The following is a 17829-nucleotide window of genomic DNA, read 5'->3' on the forward strand; positions in this document are numbered from 1 at the left end:
CACGTGACGGACCGCAGCACTGAATCCCACACCAACGAACCTGCTGCGAGGCGGGAGGCGGCGCTCAGTGTGCTGCCGGCCTCCGGGACAACGCAGGGCGTGGCACTGGTCCTGCACGGGGGCAAGGCACACAGCTTTGAGCCCGTGGAGGCTCGCCACCTGAGCCCGCTGCGCATGATCACGTTCGCCCGCCACCTGCACCGTGCCGGGAAGGACCATGGCATGGCCGTGTGGTCCCTGCGGAACAGCGTGCGGGGCTGGAACGGGCCGGACAGGTCTGCACTGCAGGATGCCCACTGGGCACTCCAGCAGATCAGTGCGCAGCACCCTGGCGTTCCCGTGTATCTGGTGGGGCACTCCATGGGCGGCCTCACCGCCGTGAGTGCCGCGGACGATCCGCAGGTGGACGCCGTGGTGGCGCTGGCCCCTTGGCTCAGCCCGGAGACACCTGCCATTGCGCTCACTGGGCGCAAGGTCCTGATTGTCCACGGCACCGGAGACCACATGACCAGCCCGTCCCAGTCCCTGGCCTTCGCGCGCCGAGCCACGGGGACAGCAGCCTCAATGCAGTATGTTTCGATCCACGGTGCCGGTCATTTTATGGTCCGCCGCGGCCGTCTGTGGCACACGCTGGCCACCGGCTTTGTCATGACGGCCTTCGCGGCGCGCACCGGATTCACACACCCCGCCTCGCGCACGCTTGCTGAACTGGTGCCCCGGTCCGCCGCTGAAGTGGCCCTGTGAGCACCTTTCCCTGGCCGGAGTTCGCCGCGTCACTGCCCTGGACAGCGCTGGCGGTCGTGGCGGTCCTGGCGCTGACGTTTGGTGTGGCCGTGCGGCAGGGCCGGCATTCGGTGATGGACGTCGCGTGGGGCCCGGGCTTCGTCGCCGTGGCCCTGGTGTCCTGGTTCCTGTCCGCCGGATCTGGCGATGACACCCGCAGGTTCCTGTTGCTTCTCCTGACGGCCGTCTGGGGGTTGCGGCTCGGTGGCCACATTGGGTGGCGGGCGCGCGACGGACACGAAGACCCGCGGTACAAGGCCCTGCTGGATCCTGCGCCCGGATCCAGGAACGCCTACGCGCTCCGCCGTGTCTACCTGCCTCAGGGTGCGGTGATGTTCTTTGTGTCCCTGACGCTGCAGGTGGGGATGTTCGCCACCGGGCCTGTGGCATGGGTGGGCCTGCTCGGCATCCTGCTGTGGATGACGGGGTTTGTGTTCGAAACCGTGGGCGACTGGCAGCTGTCCCGGTTCAAGAAGGACCCGTCCCGCCGCGGCACGGTGCTGGATACCGGTTTGTGGCGATACACCCGGCATCCCAACTATTTCGGCGATGCAGCCATCTGGACGGGGCTGTTCCTCATCGCCGCAGACTCCTGGCCGGGCATCCTGACCATCCTGTCACCGGCGCTGATGGTGTGGACGCTGGCGGGGAAGACGGGGAAGCCCCTGGCGGAAAAGGCGATGTCCGGCCGGCCCGGCTACCGGGAATATGTCGAAGCTACCAGCGGCTTCTTCCCGTGGCCGCCCAAACGCCGGTGACCGCCCCCGCGCAGGGGTTGAGGCGTCCTCTTGTTCAGGCCGGCTTGATGTTCTGGTTGACGTGGAACAAGTTGCCCGGATCGTATTTGCCCTTCACTGCCACCAGCCGCTCGTAGTTGGCACCGTAGTTCTCAGCCACGCGGCCCTGGTCCTCCGCATCCATGAAGTTGACGTAGCCGCCGACCGCCGAATACGGACGGAGCGCCTCGGCATAGCCGCGGGCCCAGGCAATGTTGGCTTCGTTGTCGGCCGGGTCCATCCATTGAGCGGCGATGACGGGCGAGTACTTCATGCCACGGTTCGCGAAGGCAGTCTCCGCCGCTCCTACGCGGGCCACGGCGCCATCAATCGGGTAGACGTGCACGGCAGTGTTGACGCTGGTGACCGTTGCGCCGAACTCGGCGTGCGCCCCGATGGCGCCATCGTTGAGCTCCCGCAGGAAGTTGGCCTTCCAATAGCCCTGCATGCCCTTCGGATTAAGCCCATCGAAGGCCACGTTCAGGGCCGGATACGGCATCGGCGTGACGAGCGATCCTGCTACGGGCGCGATATCCAGGAACGGCTGCCACCGTGATGCACCCTCAGCCATCTCTCCTGTCCACATGCCCACCACTACGCATACGGGCTTGCCGTGCCATTCTTCCGGCAGGAACGGGACCGGCGGACCTTGGTGGAAACCAAGGAAGGCGCCGAATTCCTCCGGAGCAGAGTCCATGTAGTCGCGGTAAAACCTCGCCACGGTTTCCGTGTGCTCGGCGCCGAAAATGACGATGCCCACATGAACCATGTCCACTGGGTGAAGCTTGTATTCCAGCGAGGTCACCACACCGAAGTTCCCGCCGCCTCCCCGCAAGGCCCAGAACAGGTCTTCGTTCCGGTCCTTGCTGGCTGTCAGGAACTTGCCGTCGGCCGTGACCACGTCGGCCGAGACCAGGTTGTCGCAGGAGAGCCCATACTTCCGGGCAAGGTAGCCGATGCCGCCACCCAAGGTGAGTCCGGCCACGCCCGTGGAACCCACGATGCCGCCGGTGGTGGCCAGGCCGAATGCGTGCGTGGCGTGGTTGAAGTCGGCCCACGTGGCGCCGGCCTCCGCGCGGGCTGTCCGGGCGTCGGGGTCAACACGCACGCCGGTGCGGTTGACGAAGTCGATCACCAAGGCGTCGTCCCAGGTGCCAAAGCCGGGCGCGCTGTGCCCGCCGCCCCGGATGGCCAGTGGCATTGAGTTGTCGCGGGCAAAATTGACGCTTGCGATGACGTCGGCCACTTGCGCAACCCGGACTATGCCGGCCGGGCGTTTGTCGATCATCGCGTTGAAGACCGCCCGGGCGTCGTCATAGTCCGGATCTTCCGGGGTGACAAGCTGTCCTCGCAGCTGTTCGCGCAGCCCATCGAGTGCGATTCCGTTCATTTGTTCTACCGCCGATTCTCTCGTCGAGACCGGTTCCGGAGAGCCGTTTTCAGCCCCAGCCGGCTTGGCTCGCCGGGCTCTTACCTTAGTAAGGACTACTCCTTGGCGTGTGCGCCGTCAAGGACTGCCGAACGTGGCCGCCCAAACGCCGGTAATCCCCCAACTGACTCGCAGTTAGCGTCGCCATTACGCCATTTCGCGTTTTGAGAGCGTTAACTGCGAGTCAGTTGGGGACGGCGGGGTCAGTCCGAGACGACCAGCGTGTCAGCGCCGGCCTGGCGAGCCTTGCCGGATTCCAGCAAGGGCTCGACGGCGGCGCGCAGCGCGGCCATCGAATCGTCCAGTTCCAGCATGACCGGGTGCTGGTACGCGAGGAGCGAGAGCAGGTCACGGACCGCGGCTGCGGCGTCGTCCGCGTCCAGCGCGGGTTCGTGGCCCACAAACACATCCGTGGCCTTCGCCCCCTGGGCCGAGGCGTCCGCCGCCGGGTCCTGGGCCGCCTCCGCATAGCTCACCGCAAAGGCGCGGATCCGGCCCTTCTTGCTGGGCGAAACACCGGTGCCGAAGGCTGACCCCGGCTCGGCGCGCAGCACAAGCGCACCGTGGGCGCCGGTGAGGTCATCCAGGAACAGCTTCTGCACCTGCCCCACCGACAGCACGCCCGGCGAATCCCAGCCGTGGATGGAAGTGTAGTACCGTCCCACGACGTCGGTCAGCTCAACGGAGCCGGTAGCGAGGTCCATCACGACGTCGGAACCGGCGTTTTCGTCGTTGGCCAGCCCACCGGCGTCGTTCTTCGCAGGGAACACGGGCAGCTTCAGGGCGCCCGGCTCCACCACCACGAGACGGGAACGCTGGATGGGGGCGAGCCCGAACGCCTCGGCGAACGCGGCCCCGGCAGTGCCCGGCTGCACCTTCGCGCGCAGCCTGCTAACGCCCGACGGCGCCTGCTCGGCCTCGCGGCGCAGCATAGTCAGGAGCGTGGCACCGATGCCGGCGCGGCGGTGATCCCGCGCTACCTCGATGTAGGTCCACAGCCGTTCCGGGTGCAGCGAGGCTTCGTAGACGACGCCCGCCGCCACCGGAATGCCAACGCCGTCAATGACGTCCTCGGCAACAATGCAGCGACGCCACGGCGAGCCGTCCGCGCCTCCCGAGGAGACGGCAAGGGCTCCACGGAACTGCCTTGCCTGTTCGGTCTCCGGGCCGCCCCAGATTTCCAGCAGCGTCAGATCATCGCCCTCAAGCCATTCGCGGTATTCGATGGCCATGCTCAGGCGCCGATCAGGCGGGCGGCCAGGTAGCCTTCCACCTTGTCCAGCGAGACGCGTTCCTGGCTCATGGTGTCGCGTTCGCGGATGGTCACTGCCTGGTCCTCAAGTGTGTCAAAGTCCACGGTGATGCAGAACGGGGTGCCGATCTCATCCTGGCGGCGGTAGCGGCGGCCGATCGCGCCGGCGTCGTCGAAGTCGATGTTCCAGTTCTTGCGCAGCTGCGCGCCCAGGTCCTTGGCCTTCGGCGAGAGGTCCTCGTTGCGGCTCAGCGGCAGCACCGCGGCCTTGACGGGGGCCAGTCGCGGGTCGAGGCGCAGGACGGTACGGACGTCTACGCCGCCCTTGGCGTTGGGTGCCTCATCTTCGGTGTACGCATCCACCAGGAACGCCATGAAGGAACGGGTCAGGCCGGCGGCCGGCTCGATCACGTACGGGGTGTAGCGCTCATTGGTGGCCTGGTTGAAGTAGCTCAGGTCCTGGCCGGAAGCCTTGGAGTGCGTGGAGAGGTCGAAGTCGGTGCGGTTGGCGATGCCTTCGAGTTCGCCCCATTCGGAGCCCTGGAAGCCGAAGCGGTATTCGATGTCCGTGGTGCCCTTGGAGTAGTGGCTCAGCTTTTCCAGCGGGTGTTCGAAGAAGCGCAGGTTCTCTTCACGGATGCCCAGGCCGGTGTACCAGGACATACGCTCTTTCATCCAGTACTCGTGCCACTCTTCGTCCGTGCCGGGCTCGACGAAGAACTCCATTTCCATCTGCTCGAATTCACGGGTGCGGAAGATGAAGTTGCCCGGTGTGATCTCGTTGCGGAAGGACTTGCCGATCTGGCCAATGCCGAACGGCGGCTTCTTGCGGGACGTGGTAAGCACGTTGCTGAAGTTCACAAAAATGCCCTGGGCCGTTTCGGGGCGCAGGTAGTGCATGCCTTCCTCGTTGGCCACCGGGCCGAGGAACGTCTTGAGCAGGCCGGAGAATTCCTGGGGTTCGGTCCATTCGCCGCGGGTGCCGCAGTTGACGCAGGCAATGTCCTTGAGGCCGTTCTCGGCGGGGCGGCCCTTCTTTTCCTCGTACTCTTCTTCGAGGTGGTCGGCACGGTAGCGCTTATGGCAGGAGAGGCACTCAACGAGCGGGTCCGAGAAGACGTCAACGTGGCCGGAGGCTTCCCAGACCTGGCGGGGCAGGATGACCGAGGAATCCAGGCCCACCACGTCCTCGCGGCCGCGGACCATGGACTGCCACCACTGGCGCTTGATGTTTTCCTTCAGCTCGGCACCGAGGGGTCCGTAGTCCCAGGCAGAGCGCGAGCCTCCGTAGATTTCACCGGCCTGGAACACAAAGCCCCTTCGCTTGGAAAGGGAAATGACCTGGTCGAGTACGGATTTTGCTGCCATGGTGGACTCCAATTTCTACAGGGCCGCTGGGTGCGGTCCGCGGGTATCTGGCCCCGCTGCACGTGGGTGCATCACCGCTGGGTGCGGGCGGGGCGGGCGAAGGAACAAGATGCAGAGAACTGCGTGTCCTAGCCTACCGGCCACTGCCTCCGGAAACTGCCTGCCTCCGGAAGGCGCCCCGCGGCCACGGCAGGGTGGCCAGGACGATGGCGGCCAGCGTCAGCAGTGTGCCCAGGACGGTGGCCGGGGCCACGATGCTCCCCGGGGCCGGCACCAGCAGGTCCAGCCCCAGGGATCCCAGGAGTTGTCCGGCGATCATGCCGAGCCCGGTCACCAGCACTCCCAGGCTGCGGACCAGCAGCGCACCCAGGCCGATGAACACGCAGCCCATGGGCCCGCCCAGGTAATACCACCACTCCGCCGGCAACGGATTGCCCGGCCCAAAAACGGCCACCTTGATGGCCAAGGCAATCCACAGGAACACCGCGCCGGCCACGAAGTTCACCAGCGTAGCGGCGATGGGCGAACCGTAGTGGACCGTCGCCGTCCCGTTCATAGCCTGTTGGAAACTCATCAGGAACCCGGCCAGGACAGGCAGGATCAGCGGCAGGACCAAGGTTTCCAGGCCGCCGGCTCCGTCCGCGGATGCCCCCGGGGAACCCGGCGGGCCGGCCAACCGCGGCGAAACCGCCCAGGCGACGGCGGCCACCGTCAGCACGCACCCGATGACCCGCAGGGGAGTCACCGCCCGCTTGCCGGCCGGTCCGATGCCCAGCCGGTCCACCAGCAGCCCGCTCAGGGTCTGCCCGGTCACGGCGGCGACGGTAAAGAGTGCCACGCCCAGGATGCCCACGGTGAAGGACTGCGCGAAGACAAAAAGGGCGCCGATGCCGCCGGCCAGGACATACCCGGGCGGGAAGGCCCGGGTCCGGACCGCCGGCAGGATCCTGGCGAGACCGGCGCGGCCGCTGGGCAGGATCAGGGACATCAGGATCATCAGCACCAGGCCGGTGCTGAAACCCACCACGGCCGCGGCGATGCCGTCGTTGAGCCGGACGCCGAGCGCACCGTTGATCCGGCCCTGGACGGGAATGGCCAGTCCCGCGACAACGGCCAGCGGGAGCCCCGCGAACCGCGGCAGCCGGGGGGTGTGGGTCATTGGATTCACCTTACGTCAGGCATTATTACTTGTATGAGCAACCAGGACATTCAAGAGATCCCCATCCGCGACAGCATGATCCGTCTTGGCCAGCTCCTGAAGCTCGCCAGCCTTGTGGAGGACGGTGTGGAAGCCGCTGAGCTGATCAAAAACGGCCTCGTCAAGGTCAACGGCGCGATCGATGACCGCCGCGGACGCCAGCTGCACAACGGCGACACGGTCACCGTCAACGGGCAGACCGTGAAGGTCGTGGCCCCCGAAGCCTGACGAACGTCAGCGGCCGGCGGCACTGAGCCGCCGGCCGCCGTCGTCGTACGCTTATTTGTTCAGCACCTCGTGCGTCAGAAACTCGGAGACGTGCCCGATTTCCTGCTGGTTGATGCCGTGCCACATGCCCGCATACAGCACCTTGGTGAGCTTGACGTGCCCACGCACCCAGCCCATGGTGTAGTCGATCTTGTCGGCAGTGATCACCGGGTCCTGCTGGTCCCGGCCCCAGAAGAGCGGCACTGTGCCGTCCAGTTCGCCGTCCTTGAAGGCGGGGTCGCCGTCCGCGTTGACCACAAAACCGGAAAGCCCGACGACGGCGGCGTAGTCAGCGGGGCGCTGCCGGAGCAGCGTGGTGGCCATGGCCATTCCCATGGAAAAGCCGAGCAGCGTCACCGTCGGGTGGTCGGCTTTGACGGTGTCAATCCAGTCCTGCACGTACATGGCTGCGGCCTTGACGGCGTCGAGCGTGTATTCGATGGAGGCCGTCAGGGGGAACCACGTAAACCCGGGGCCGGTCACCAGGGGTGCCCGGAGTGAGGCAACAACAAAATCCTCGGGAAGCATATCCGCCAGGCTCAGCAGGTCCTGTTCGTTGGCGCCGTAGCCGTGCAGCAGCACCAGCAGCGGCTTCCCGGAGCGTTGGTCCTCCGGCCGGGACCACAGAACAACAGGAGCGGGAAATACTTGGGCGTCAGTCATGGTTTCCATTCTTACAGTTACCCGGTGGTAACTACCTACGGTGGCGTAGCTTGTGAGGGAGGAGGCAGGATAGGACCGTGAATGACGCGAAAGCCATGCAGAGCCCACCCAGGGCCACGGAAGCCCACCCCTGGAGCCGCTATGTAGCGATGGGAGATTCATTCACCGAGGGCATCGGCGACCCCGACCCAACCAGCCCCGGCGGATTCCGCGGCTGGGCTGACCGGGTGGCCGAGGAACTGGGCCGGGGCCAGTCGGACTTCGCCTACGCCAACCTGGCCGTCCGCGGCCGGCTCCTGCAGCAGATCGTGGACCAGCAGCTCGCTCCGTGCCTGGCGCTGAAGCCGGACCTGATAACCCTTTCCGCCGGCGGCAACGATCTCATCAGGCCCGGCGGAGACCCCGACGCCCTCGCCGAAAAACTTGATTCAGTTGTCCAGATCCTGGCCATGGGCGGTGCCACGGTGGTGCTGTTCAACGGCCCGGATACCGGTTCCTCGGTCCTGGGACGGATCCGCAGCAAGGTGGCCATCTACAACGAGAACCTGCGCACCGTGGCCGCCCGCCATGACGCCATCATCGCTGACATGTGGTCGCTCAAGCAGCTGAACGATCCGCAGATGTGGGACGAGGACCGCCTGCACTTTTCGCCATTGGGACACCACACCATCGCCGCCATGGTGCTGGATTCGCTGAACGTGGACCACACCCTCGAACCACTCCGGCCCAAGCCCCTGCCCGTCCGCACGTGGCGGGCAGCCCGCTCCGAAGACCTGGTGTGGGCCCGTGAGTACTTTGTCCCGTGGGTGGTGCGGCGGCTGCGCCACCGCTCTTCCGGCGACGGCATCACCGCAAAACGTCCGACGCCGGGCCCAGTGTTCGGCCCTGGCGTTCCGTTGGGATCCGGTGAGGGGCCCCTGGGCACCACCGACGCCCGTCGCTAGCGGCGGTCCGGCGTGTCCCAGGGAACAGCGATGCCGTGCAGGATGCCGTGGACCGGCATGGAGCCTTTCTGGGGATCCCGGCCGTGCGTGTGAGCTCCGGGGTTAAGCTGGAAGGACACATATGAGAGGCGCTACACCGTGAACAGCTTGTTTTTCTGGATCATCATTCTGTCGTTCGTGGTACCGATGGCGATGCGGATGTACCGGAAGTCCGTCAACAAACGGAACCAGGAGCAGAGCTTTTCCGGTCGCTACCCCGAACAGTTTCCAGGCGGCGGGCAGTACCCAGGCAGCGAACAGTATCCCGGGCCGCAGAATAAACAGCCCCGTGACGGCTACACGCAGCAGGATTACATGAGTGGCGGCTTCCGCCAGATCATGAGCCCGCAGCCCCTGCCGCCGAGCCAGCCGCTGCCGCCCATGCAGCCGATTCCTTCCGCGGACCAGCAGTTCCCGCCGTACGGCCAGCCGCAGCCCACCGGCCAGTCGGTGCCGGATCAGCGCGCGGAAGCACCGAAGCAGCCTGCCGCCCCTGGCATTCCCCTGCCGCCGTCGGGCCCGCAGGGATACCGGGCCCGGAAACTGGCCGAACTCGACCAGCAGTACAGCAGCGGCGAGCTGGCCATGGAGGAGTATATGAAGCGCCGCTCCGACATCATGAACGGCTAACTGCTTAGATCAGGAACGTATTCCGGAGCTGGCGGCCCAGCTGGCCAATCTCGGTCAGGAAGCCGTCGTGGCCGATCGGAGCCTCAATGACGTGCACGTCCACGTCACCCGGGAGCGCGTCAGCCAGTTCACGGGACTGGGACGGGAAATACAGCCGGTCACTGTCCACGGCGGCCACGAAGAACCTGGCGGTAGCCCGGCCCAAGGCCTCGTCCAGGGAACCCCGCCCGCGGCAGACGTCGTGGCTCATAAGGGCGTCGGTGATGGCGATGTAGCTGTTGGCATCAAAGCGCCGCACCAGCTTTTTGCCTTGGTGGTCCAGATAGCTTTCCACCTGGTAGCGGCCCCGCTCCCCCAGCGCTGCCGCCTGGAACGGCGATTCCGGGTGCTGGGCCGACCGGCCGAAGCGCCCATCGAATTCCGCTGCGGAGCGATAGGTGATGTGCGCAATGCGCCGTGCCAGGGCCAGCCCGTCCTCCGGCAGCGGACCGCCATAATAGTCGCCGTCGTTAAAATTGCTGTCCTGGCGGATGGCGAGCGTCTGCGCCTGGGCGAACGCGATCTGTTCGGCCGTGCTGGCGGCACCGATCGAGATAACTGCGCACCGCTGGACCCGTTCCGGGTAGGTGACCGCCCATTCCAATGCCCGCGCGCCGCCCATGGAACCGCCCAGCACGGCGTACCAGCTCGGGATGCCCAGCTGGTCAGCCAGCCTGGCCTCAGCCGCCGTGGTGTCCCGCAGCGTTACCAAAGGAAACCGCGACCCCCATGGCTTGCCGTCGGGGGCAACCGAGGATGGCCCGGTGGAGCCGTAACAGCCACCCACAATGTTGATGGAGACCACAAAGAACCGGTCGGTGTCCACCGGCGCACCTGGTCCGGCCAGTTGCTCCCACCAGCCGGGCTCGTCGCTGTCGCCGCGCGTCACGTGCGTGCTGCCGGTCAGGGCGTGTTCAATCAGGACGGCGTTGGAGCCGTCCGCGTTGAGGGTTCCCCACGTTTCATAGCCAAGGGTGACATCCGGGAGGAAACCGCCGGCTTCGAGCTCAAGTCCGCCGACGCTGGCGTAACGGACCACGCCGTTTCCGGGGGCTGCAGTACGGGAAATCGTAATCGTCATGGAAGGACCTTTTCTATGCGCTTGCCCACCGTCAATTGACCGGCAGGCCAGGTCCTCACCCGGGGCACCCCGCCGCAAAAGAGGGTTGCCGGCCAGCAAGCCGGGGCTGTCGCTGGCACTCATGACCTGCTTCGAGTGTACGAACAGCCCCGGTCTATTGCTAAGCGTGTGACTGGTTGTGACTTCGCGGAAGCCCTACTCCTGCGGGGCCGCCGCGTCTTTGTTAGGGTCCGCCGCACCCTTGGCCGCCCGGAACCCGGCCTCCAGGTCGGCCATGATGTCATCAATGTGTTCGATGCCCACGGACAGGCGGACAAGTCCCGGCGTGACCCCAGCGATGACCTGCTGCTCCGGCGAGAGCTGGCTGTGCGTGGTTGATGCCGGGTGGATCACCAGTGAACGGACGTCCCCGATGTTCGCAACGTGGGAGTGCAGTTCCAAGGCATCCACGAAGCGCTTCCCGGCCTCCGCGCCGCCGGCAAGGTTGAATGAGACCACCGCACCGGTGCCTTTGGGGCCGTATTTGCGGCCGCGCTCATACCAGGGGCTGGAGGACAGCCCTGCATAGGCGACGGATTCGACGTCGTCCCTTGCCTCAAGCCACTGGGCAACGTCCATTGCATTGGCCACGTGACGCTCCACCCGCAGGCTCAGGGTCTCCAGGCCCTGGGCGATGAGGAATGCGTTGAACGGTGACACTGCCGAGCCGAGGTCGCGCAGAAGCTGCACCCGGGCCTTAAGGATGTAGGACAGGTTGGCACCGAGGGCTCCGCCGGCCCCAAGGTCCCGGGCATACACCAGCCCGTTGTAGGTGGGGTCCGGGGTGCTGAAGCCCGGGAACCGTTCCGGCTCCGCGCCGAAGTCGAAGTTCCCCGAGTCCACAATCACCCCGGCTATGGCCGAGCCATGCCCGCCCAGATACTTGGTGGCGGAGTGGACCACAATGTCCGCGCCCCATTCGAGCGGGCGGATGAGGTAGGGGGTGGACAGCGTGTTGTCCACAATCAGGGGAACGCCGGCCTCGTGAGCTACCTCGGACACGCCTTCAATGTCCAGCACGTCCTGACGCGGGTTGGAGACCACTTCGCCGAAGAAGAGCTTGGTGTTGGGCTGGACGGCATCGCGCCACTGGTCGAGGTTGTCCGGGTCAGCCACAAACGTGACGGATATGCCGAACTTCTTGAGGGTGTGCGCCAGGAGGTTGTACGTCCCGCCGTACAGGCTGGGGCTGGCCACGATGTGATCCCCGGCTTCGGCGATGTTCAGGATGGCAAAGGCTTCAGCGGCCTGTCCCGAGCTCAGCAGCAGGGCAGCGACCCCGCCCTCAAGGCTGGCAATCCGCTGTTCCACGGCATCCTGCGTGGGGTTGCCGATTCTAGTGTAGATCGGCGCGAGCTCCGCGAGGGCAAACCGGTTGGCGGCGCTTTCCGCGCTCGGGAAGACGAACGACGTCGTCTGGTAAATCGGGAGCGCCCTCGCGCCGGTGGCGCTGTCCGGTTCCTGGCCAGCGTGGATCTGGCGGGTTTCGAAAGACCATGCGTTCGACATTCAATGCTCCTTGACGTGGTGTGGCACAGCTCGGTTGCGTTCAGTGTAGGAAGACTTTCCCAGACGGGAACAGGATTGTGACGAAGGTGGTCAGCCGGCCGGTCTCCTCCCGCTTTCCGGCGGAATGTCCACTCGTGACGCAGAGGATTCCGGTAAGGCTACCCTTAGCTGAGAGCCGGATCACAAAGTGCCAAGATGATGGCATGCGCATGGATCACGTCTCTTACGCCTGTGAACAAGATGGCCTCGTTGCCACCACCGAACGTATTTCGTCCGCCCTCGGCGTTGAAGCCGTGAAGGGCGGGGTGCACCCCCGGTTTGGAACCCGGAACATGATTATTCCCCTCGCCGGCCACAAATACCTGGAAGTTGTGGAGGTCCTGAACCACCCGGCATCGGACAAGGCACCCTTCGGGCAAGCTGTCCGGGCCAGGTCCGAAGCCGGCGGCGGCTGGATGGGCTGGTGCGTCGAAGTGGACGACCTCGCTCCGTTCGAAGACCGGCTGGGCCGTGCCGCAGTCAACGGCAACCGCAAGTTCCCGGACGGCCGCGAGCTGGTCTGGAAGCAGATCGGCATCCTGGGCCTGATCGCAGACCCGCAGGTCCCGTACATGCTCAAGTGGGAGGGCGATCCCGCCCTGCACCCGTCAAATGCCTATGAGAGCAACGTCAAGATGAGCTGCCTGACCATAGCCGGTTCCGCCGCACGCGTGACGGAATGGCTGGGTGAACCCGTCGAGAAGCCCCTGGAGGACGTCGCCGTTGACTGGGTGGCGCCGCATGGAACACCGGGCATCCTGTCGGTGACCTTCGAAACCGCCACCGGTGCAGTCACCATCTGATTGCACGTTCAAAGCTTCGGCCGCCATCAGCGGGTGCCAATGATGCCACCCACCGATGGCGGCCGAATCCCTTTAAGCCGGGCCGGATTCAGTGCACCAGTGCGGCACTGGAACAACGGACCTCTTACCCCAGCCCCACGGCCCGGCCAAAGAGGCTGAAGCCAACGAACGCCACGATGTCCAGCAGCGCGTGCGCGATGACCAGCGGCATCACCCGTTTGGTCTTCGTGTAGAGCCAAGCGAACACCACACCCATCACGGCGTTGCCGATGAACGGCCCGAAGCCCTGGTACAGGTGGTAGCTGCCGCGGAGCATCGAGCTGGCGAAGATGGCCAGGGGCACGCTCCAGCCGAACTTGCCGAAGCGGTCCAGGAGGTAGCCCACCACGATGACTTCCTCCACCACGGCGTGCCGCAGCGCCGAAAGAATCAGGACGGGAATTGTCCACCAGTATGAGTCGAGTGCGCTGGGGATGATGGCCGTGGTAATCCCCAGCGCACGCCCCGCCGCGTAGAGGCCCAGTGACGGGATCCCGATCAGCGCCGCCAGGCTAAAGCCCTGCAGCAGGTCACGGCCCGGCCGGGCGAAGTTGAAGCCCAGCTTCCGGAAAGCCGAACCGCCCTGGGAGCTCACGCCGGCACTGGATTGCCGCTGGTCCGTGAGGAAGTAGATAACCAGCAGCACGGGCACCAGGGCGAAAATGATGTCCAGCAGCTGGTATGTAAGGTCGAAGTATTCGCGCGGGCTCTGTGACCGGTTCAGCGTGGACGTGCCTTCGGCCAGCGGGGCCCGGGTCATCTTGTCCAGCAGCTGCACCACCGAGTAGACGGCGGACTGCCCCAGGGAAAGACCCAGCACAATCCAGACTTCGATCCGCAGCCGTCGGCGGGAGGGAACCAACATGGTTCCATTTTGCCTGTAGTTTCTGGTTCTCCGCTGATTCCCGACGGCCCGGGGTCGCGGAGAGGCCCTGCGCCGGCGGCGGGACCTATGCTTGAAGCTTATGAGCGCGCCAGGGAAAATCTTCATGATCCGGCACGGCCAGTCCGCGGCCAATGTCGATACGTCCATCTACAACAGGGTCCCGGACTACCGGATTCCGCTGACGCCCCAGGGCCTGGCGCAGGCCACGGCTGCCGGCGAACGGATCCGCCGCGAGCTGGACGGGCGCCAGGTCTGCGTCTACGTTTCCCCCTACCTTCGGGCGCACCAGACACTGGAGGCGCTCAACCTTGGCAGTCTCACGGAACGGGTCATCGAAGAACCGCGCCTCCGTGAGCAGGACTGGGCCAATTTCCAGATCACCGGCGACATCGAGGACCAGAAGGAACTCCGCAACGCCTACGGCCATTTCTTCTACCGGTTCAGGGAAGGCGAATCCGGCTCCGACGTTTACGACCGGATCTCTTCTTTTATGGAGACGCTCTACCGCCACTGGTCCAAACCGGACTACGCCCCCAACACCTTGCTGGTAACCCACGGGCTCACCATGCGGCTGTTCTGCATGCGCTGGTTCCACTGGTCGGTGGAGTATTTCGAATCCCTAAACAATCCGGACAATGCCGCGGTGCGGACGCTTCTGCAAACGGACCTGGGCAAGTACGAACTCGACGTTCCGTTCAGCCAGTGGGTGGACCGCCGCGTGGACGAGACCGTCCTGGACGCGCCGCCGATGATCTTCTAGGGTTTGTTGCCGGTGCCTAGTGCGCTTAGTGCGGGGCCACAATCACTTCGGTGCCATTGGCTTCGAACGCCGCCTTGTCCTCGGCGGAGATACCGGAATCGGTGATCAGGCGGGTGAACGCGTAGCCATCCATGGTGGCAAAGGCTCTGACGCCCACCTTGGAGGAGTCGGCCAGCACGTACGAGATCCGGGCCCGGCTGGCCAGCAGGGCATTGACTGACGCTTCGCCCTCCCCCGTATTGGTGGGACCGACCTCGGGGTCGATGCCGTTCACGCCGATGAAGGCGATGTCCATGACCACCTTCTGCATAATGATGTCGGTGTACGGTCCCACCAGTTCGTACGAGCGGGGGTTCAGGATGCCGCCGGTCACCATGACCTTGATGTTGGGGCGGACAGCCAACTGCGCAGCGATGTTGATGGCGTTAGTGACCACCGTCAGGGTGGACTGGTGCCCGGGAGCGTTGAGGTCCTCGCGCGTGGCCAGGATCTGCGCCAAGGCCGTACTGGTGGTGCCGCCGCACAGCCCGATCACCGCGCCGGGAAAAATCAGGGCGGCGGCGGCCTGGGCGATCTGTTCCTTGGCTTCGGCGTGGTCGTCACGGTTGTACCGTCCAGGAAGGTCGTAGGCCAAGGCGCCGGTGGTGGCTCCGCCCCGGGTGCGGGTCAGCAGCCGTCGCTTGGCCAGGCTGTCCAGATCACGCCGTGCCGTGGCCGGCGAGACCGCAAGCTGCGTGACAATCTCCTCCACCTCCACCTGGCCGGTCTTGGCGAGGATGTCCAGAATGGCCGTCAGGCGGTCAGTGCGGGTCATGGGAGCCTCTCAGCGTCAGACAAATCGGCGTGAAACAGTCACCAGAACATGACGTTATCTGATCATAACAGGCCCAAATGATCACATCGCAATCATAAATAGGTGGCCCCGGTTAGCGCGCCCGCGCACCGGCCCGCCACACAGCGTACGTGAGCGGCATACCCGGGCGGTAGGCGAGGTGCGTGGCGGAGGGCGCGTTGAGCATGTGCAGGTCTGCCCGGTGCCCGACGGCGAGCGAACCCACCGCCCGTGCGCCGTCGGCGTCGTGCCCTGTCTCCCGGTGCAGCGCCAGCGCGCCTCCATAGGTTGCTGCACGCACCGCCTCGTGGACGCTGAGCCGCATCTGCAGCACCGCCGTCGCCACGTTGAACGCCATGGAACTGGTGTACGAGGTACCCGGGTTGCAATTGGACGCCAGCGCCACCTGCACCCCTGCGTCCAAAAGTTCACGCCCGGGGGCCAGTGGCTGACGGGTGGAGAGATCGCAGGCGGGTAGGCAGGTTGCCACGGTGCCCCGGTCACCCGTACCGCTGTCCGGATTCCAGCCGGACCAGCTTTCCGCGAGCGCCGCGACGTCACGGGCCGACAGGTAGTTCACGTGGTCCACGCTGGCTGCCCCGAGTTCCACCGCCAGCTGCACGCCGGGCCCCTCGCCGAGCTGGTTGCCGTGGACACGGATCCCCAGTCCCGAGGCGCGGCACGCCTCCAGCACACGGCGGGACTGTTCAGCAGTGAAGGCGCCTTCCTCGCAGAACACGTCCGCCCACCGGACGTAGGGCCGGACAGCGTCAAGCATGGGCCCGCAGACGAGATCGGTGTAGGCCTCCGCGTCTGTACCCGCGGGGACAAGGTGGGCGCCCAGGTAGGTGACTTCGTCTGCGACCGTGGAGGCGATCCGGGCACTCCGGGCCTCATGCTCAATTTCCAGCCCGTACCCCGTCTTGGTTTCGAGGTAGGTGGTACCCTGCGACACGGCCTCGGACACACGCGCCATGGCCAGCCGGGTGAGGTCGAAATCGGACGCGCGCCGGGTGGCGTCCATGGTGACGGCGATACCACCGGCCGAATACGACTCCCCTGCCATCCGCGCCTCGAACTCCGCGGTGCGGTCGCCGGCAAAGACCAGGTGCGTGTGCGAATCCACCCAGCCCGGCAAAACGGCCCGGCCGCCGGCGTCCACGGCGTCATCGGCCGCCGGCGCATCCGCGGCGGAGCCGAGCCAGGCGATCCGTTCGCCCTCGATCACCACGGCGGCCTTTTTTAGGACGCGGTGATCCAGGTCCTGGGTCATCAGTTCGGCGATGTTGGTGATCAGGGTGCTCATGGGTTCCATTGTTCAGCGCCGGATGGACCAGCGCGTGGCCGCCAGCGCCTCCGCTGTCCGGGATGCCGGACGGTGGTCCGGAACGGTACTGTGACCGGTGCCCTGCCCGGCCAGGATCTGTGCAGCGGCGAACTCCGCCATGGCCGATGAGGTCTGGAAGCCGTATCCGCCCTGACCGGCAAGCCAGTAGAACCCCGGGGCTTCGGCGTCGAACCCGGCTACCGGGACGCCGTCGGCCGCCTCGGTCCGGAGCCCCGTCCATGCCCTCCGGACTCCGCGGATTCCCAACGTGGTCAGCTCGTTCAGCTTCACGATCAGCCGTTCGACATCACCGGGCCGCGGCCGGGCGTCCTCTGGTCCGCTGGGTACCGTTTCCGACGGCGAGATCAGCACCTCGGTGCCCTCCCGGCGGAAATAGAACGAGTTGTCCGCTGCCGCCACCATGGGGCTGTGCCCGGGCAGGGGATGTTCGACGTCGACAATCGCCGCAGTGCGCCGGTACGGCTGCAGCCCGAGCTTCTCCACACCGCTGATCACGGCGATTTCATCGGCCCAGGCGCCGGCCGCGTTGACCAGCACACCGGCCTCAAAGGCTTCCTGGCCGGCCCCGATCTCCCAGCCCGAGCCCAGCCGCTGGGCGGAATGCACCCGTGCCCCAGTGATGATGTCGGCGCCGGCGGCTTCTGCACGCTGCCGGTGGTCGGCCAGCAGCAGCGGGGCGTTGCAGCCGAAGGATCCGGTGTCCAGGCCTGCGGCGGAGAAACTCCCGGGGACCAGCGCAGGGCAAAGCTCCAGTGCCCGGTGATGTGTGATGGGACTCATGTGGCCGCTGGCCTCGGCGCGGACGGACTCCGCGGTGCCGATGAGCATAAAACTCCGCGGTGTCAGGACAGGTTCGGGCAGTTGCGCGTCCCGGGCCGCCATCAGCTGCAGGGTCCGGACCGTGAGTTCCTGGACCACCTCAGGGCCGTAACTCGGAATAAGCTGGCGGGCGGAGCGGGAGGACGTGTGGTACGCCAGCTCCTGCTCCGCTTCCACCAGCGCCACGCTGCAGCTGCCGGCGAGCGCGGAGGCCAGGGACAGGCCGGCGATGCCGCCGCCCACAATCAGGACGTCGTAGTGTGCTGCCATGGCTCCATCCTTGCAG

At 65.9% G+C, this 17829-nt stretch carries 18 protein-coding genes and 1 riboswitch; of the genes, 7 read left to right on the top strand and 11 right to left on the bottom strand.

The features are described 5' to 3' along the window. Positions 1 to 3: 3 nt before the first annotated feature. Together DAD99_RS02225 and DAD99_RS02230 are read left to right on the top strand one after the other, a co-directional pair. A complete protein-coding gene (locus tag DAD99_RS02225; protein ID WP_309233182.1) occupies positions 4 to 744 on the top strand; it encodes a serine aminopeptidase domain-containing protein in 741 nt (246 codons plus the stop codon). Next, positions 741 to 1541, top strand: a complete 801-nt coding sequence (locus tag DAD99_RS02230; RefSeq protein ID WP_193340166.1) for a DUF1295 domain-containing protein — start codon at positions 741 to 743, stop codon at positions 1539 to 1541. Before DAD99_RS02225 ends, DAD99_RS02230 begins: the two co-directional genes overlap by 4 nt. Before the next feature lie 34 nt (positions 1542 to 1575). Here the strand turns inward: DAD99_RS02230 and DAD99_RS02235 are convergent, their stop codons facing one another. From DAD99_RS02235 to DAD99_RS02250, 4 genes are all read right to left on the bottom strand, one after another. Then, positions 1576 to 2949 (bottom strand): FAD-binding oxidoreductase, encoded by a 1374-nt coding sequence (locus DAD99_RS02235; RefSeq protein WP_193340167.1) that lies wholly within the window; start codon positions 2947 to 2949, stop codon positions 1576 to 1578. Positions 2950 to 3191: 242 nt separating this feature from the next. Continuing rightward, positions 3192 to 4220, bottom strand: coding sequence for a GNAT family N-acetyltransferase (locus DAD99_RS02240; protein ID WP_193340168.1), 1029 nt, complete (start codon positions 4218 to 4220; stop codon positions 3192 to 3194). Positions 4221 to 4222: 2 nt separating this feature from the next. Further along, positions 4223 to 5608 carry a glycine--tRNA ligase gene (locus DAD99_RS02245; protein ID WP_185263049.1) on the bottom strand — a complete coding sequence of 462 codons (1386 nt, stop codon included), beginning with the start codon at positions 5606 to 5608 and terminating at the stop codon, positions 4223 to 4225. A gap of 133 nt (positions 5609 to 5741) precedes the next feature. Next, positions 5742 to 6767, bottom strand: a complete 1026-nt coding sequence (locus tag DAD99_RS02250) for a DMT family transporter (protein ID WP_193340169.1) — start codon at positions 6765 to 6767, stop codon at positions 5742 to 5744. A 33-nt stretch (positions 6768 to 6800) separates the two neighbouring features. Here DAD99_RS02250 and DAD99_RS02255 point away from each other — a divergent pair, with 33 nt between their 5' ends. Further along, positions 6801 to 7034: an RNA-binding S4 domain-containing protein gene (locus DAD99_RS02255; RefSeq protein ID WP_111906389.1), complete on the top strand. Its 234-nt coding sequence runs from the start codon at positions 6801 to 6803 to the stop codon at positions 7032 to 7034. A gap of 51 nt (positions 7035 to 7085) precedes the next feature. Here DAD99_RS02255 and DAD99_RS02260 read toward each other — a convergent pair whose 3' ends face one another. Then, complete coding sequence (locus DAD99_RS02260; RefSeq protein ID WP_193340170.1) at positions 7086 to 7736, bottom strand: alpha/beta hydrolase; 651 nt, start codon at positions 7734 to 7736, stop codon at positions 7086 to 7088. A gap of 95 nt (positions 7737 to 7831) precedes the next feature. Here DAD99_RS02260 and DAD99_RS02265 point away from each other — a divergent pair, with 95 nt between their 5' ends. Both DAD99_RS02265 and DAD99_RS02270 read left to right on the top strand, forming a co-directional pair. Further along, a complete protein-coding gene (locus DAD99_RS02265; protein WP_193340327.1) occupies positions 7832 to 8680 on the top strand; it encodes an SGNH/GDSL hydrolase family protein in 849 nt (282 codons plus the stop codon). A gap of 138 nt (positions 8681 to 8818) precedes the next feature. Further along, positions 8819 to 9349 (top strand): hypothetical protein, encoded by a 531-nt coding sequence (locus DAD99_RS02270; RefSeq protein ID WP_185263046.1) that lies wholly within the window; start codon positions 8819 to 8821, stop codon positions 9347 to 9349. A 4-nt stretch (positions 9350 to 9353) separates the two neighbouring features. Here the strand turns inward: DAD99_RS02270 and DAD99_RS02275 are convergent, their stop codons facing one another. Both DAD99_RS02275 and DAD99_RS02280 read right to left on the bottom strand, forming a co-directional pair. Continuing rightward, positions 9354 to 10469 carry a homoserine O-acetyltransferase gene (locus DAD99_RS02275; protein ID WP_193340171.1) on the bottom strand — a complete coding sequence of 372 codons (1116 nt, stop codon included), beginning with the start codon at positions 10467 to 10469 and terminating at the stop codon, positions 9354 to 9356. A gap of 12 nt (positions 10470 to 10481) precedes the next feature. Beyond that, a riboswitch (SAM riboswitch) is annotated at positions 10482 to 10596 on the bottom strand. Between the two features lie 68 nt (positions 10597 to 10664). Next, entirely contained in the window at positions 10665 to 12017 is a 1353-nt protein-coding gene (locus tag DAD99_RS02280) for a bifunctional o-acetylhomoserine/o-acetylserine sulfhydrylase (protein WP_193340172.1), read from the bottom strand. A 203-nt stretch (positions 12018 to 12220) separates the two neighbouring features. Here DAD99_RS02280 and DAD99_RS02285 point away from each other — a divergent pair, with 203 nt between their 5' ends. Continuing rightward, complete coding sequence (locus tag DAD99_RS02285) at positions 12221 to 12859, top strand: VOC family protein (RefSeq protein WP_185263043.1); 639 nt, start codon at positions 12221 to 12223, stop codon at positions 12857 to 12859. Positions 12860 to 12983: 124 nt separating this feature from the next. Here the strand turns inward: DAD99_RS02285 and DAD99_RS02290 are convergent, their stop codons facing one another. Beyond that, positions 12984 to 13763 (bottom strand): CPBP family intramembrane glutamic endopeptidase, encoded by a 780-nt coding sequence (locus tag DAD99_RS02290; protein WP_193340173.1) that lies wholly within the window; start codon positions 13761 to 13763, stop codon positions 12984 to 12986. 100 nt (positions 13764 to 13863) lie between these two features. Between DAD99_RS02290 and DAD99_RS02295 the strand changes: the two genes are divergently transcribed. Further along, the gene (locus DAD99_RS02295; protein WP_193340174.1) at positions 13864 to 14544 is read left to right on the top strand and encodes a histidine phosphatase family protein; all 681 of its coding nucleotides are present in this window, start codon (positions 13864 to 13866) and stop codon (positions 14542 to 14544) included. A 25-nt stretch (positions 14545 to 14569) separates the two neighbouring features. Here the strand turns inward: DAD99_RS02295 and DAD99_RS02300 are convergent, their stop codons facing one another. From DAD99_RS02300 to DAD99_RS02310, 3 genes are all read right to left on the bottom strand, one after another. Continuing rightward, complete coding sequence (locus DAD99_RS02300; protein ID WP_185263041.1) at positions 14570 to 15358, bottom strand: DeoR/GlpR family DNA-binding transcription regulator; 789 nt, start codon at positions 15356 to 15358, stop codon at positions 14570 to 14572. Between the two features lie 112 nt (positions 15359 to 15470). Then, on the bottom strand, positions 15471 to 16682 hold the full coding sequence (hutI, locus tag DAD99_RS02305) for an imidazolonepropionase (protein WP_193340175.1): 1212 nt from the start codon (positions 16680 to 16682) through the stop codon (positions 15471 to 15473). Positions 16683 to 16694: 12 nt separating this feature from the next. After that, entirely contained in the window at positions 16695 to 17813 is a 1119-nt protein-coding gene (locus tag DAD99_RS02310) for an FAD-binding oxidoreductase (protein ID WP_193340176.1), read from the bottom strand. Between the last annotated feature and the right edge of the window lie 16 nt (positions 17814 to 17829).

The sequence above is a fragment of the Pseudarthrobacter sp. AB1 genome, assembly GCF_014926485.1.
Taxonomy (GTDB): Bacteria; Actinomycetota; Actinomycetes; order Actinomycetales; family Micrococcaceae; genus Arthrobacter.

Excerpts from the sequence above, each read along its gene's own strand:
- DAD99_RS02235 (WP_193340167.1), bottom strand. The coding sequence starts at position 2,949 with ATGAACGGAATCGCACTCGATGGGCTGCGCGAACAGCTGCGAGGACAG.
- DAD99_RS02240 (WP_193340168.1), bottom strand. The coding sequence starts at position 4,220 with ATGGCCATCGAATACCGCGAATGGCTTGAGGGCGATGATCTGACGCTG.
- DAD99_RS02245 (WP_185263049.1), bottom strand. The coding sequence starts at position 5,608 with ATGGCAGCAAAATCCGTACTCGACCAGGTCATTTCCCTTTCCAAGCGA.
- DAD99_RS02250 (WP_193340169.1), bottom strand. The coding sequence starts at position 6,767 with ATGACCCACACCCCCCGGCTGCCGCGGTTCGCGGGGCTCCCGCTGGCC.
- DAD99_RS02255 (WP_111906389.1), top strand. The coding sequence starts at position 6,801 with ATGAGCAACCAGGACATTCAAGAGATCCCCATCCGCGACAGCATGATC.
- DAD99_RS02260 (WP_193340170.1), bottom strand. The coding sequence starts at position 7,736 with ATGACTGACGCCCAAGTATTTCCCGCTCCTGTTGTTCTGTGGTCCCGG.
- DAD99_RS02265 (WP_193340327.1), top strand. The coding sequence starts at position 7,832 with ATGCAGAGCCCACCCAGGGCCACGGAAGCCCACCCCTGGAGCCGCTAT.
- DAD99_RS02275 (WP_193340171.1), bottom strand. The coding sequence starts at position 10,469 with ATGACGATTACGATTTCCCGTACTGCAGCCCCCGGAAACGGCGTGGTC.
- DAD99_RS02280 (WP_193340172.1), bottom strand. The coding sequence starts at position 12,017 with ATGTCGAACGCATGGTCTTTCGAAACCCGCCAGATCCACGCTGGCCAG.
- DAD99_RS02285 (WP_185263043.1), top strand. The coding sequence starts at position 12,221 with ATGCGCATGGATCACGTCTCTTACGCCTGTGAACAAGATGGCCTCGTT.
- DAD99_RS02290 (WP_193340173.1), bottom strand. The coding sequence starts at position 13,763 with ATGTTGGTTCCCTCCCGCCGACGGCTGCGGATCGAAGTCTGGATTGTG.
- DAD99_RS02295 (WP_193340174.1), top strand. The coding sequence starts at position 13,864 with ATGAGCGCGCCAGGGAAAATCTTCATGATCCGGCACGGCCAGTCCGCG.
- DAD99_RS02300 (WP_185263041.1), bottom strand. The coding sequence starts at position 15,358 with ATGACCCGCACTGACCGCCTGACGGCCATTCTGGACATCCTCGCCAAG.
- hutI (WP_193340175.1), bottom strand. The coding sequence starts at position 16,682 with ATGAGCACCCTGATCACCAACATCGCCGAACTGATGACCCAGGACCTG.
- DAD99_RS02310 (WP_193340176.1), bottom strand. The coding sequence starts at position 17,813 with ATGGCAGCACACTACGACGTCCTGATTGTGGGCGGCGGCATCGCCGGC.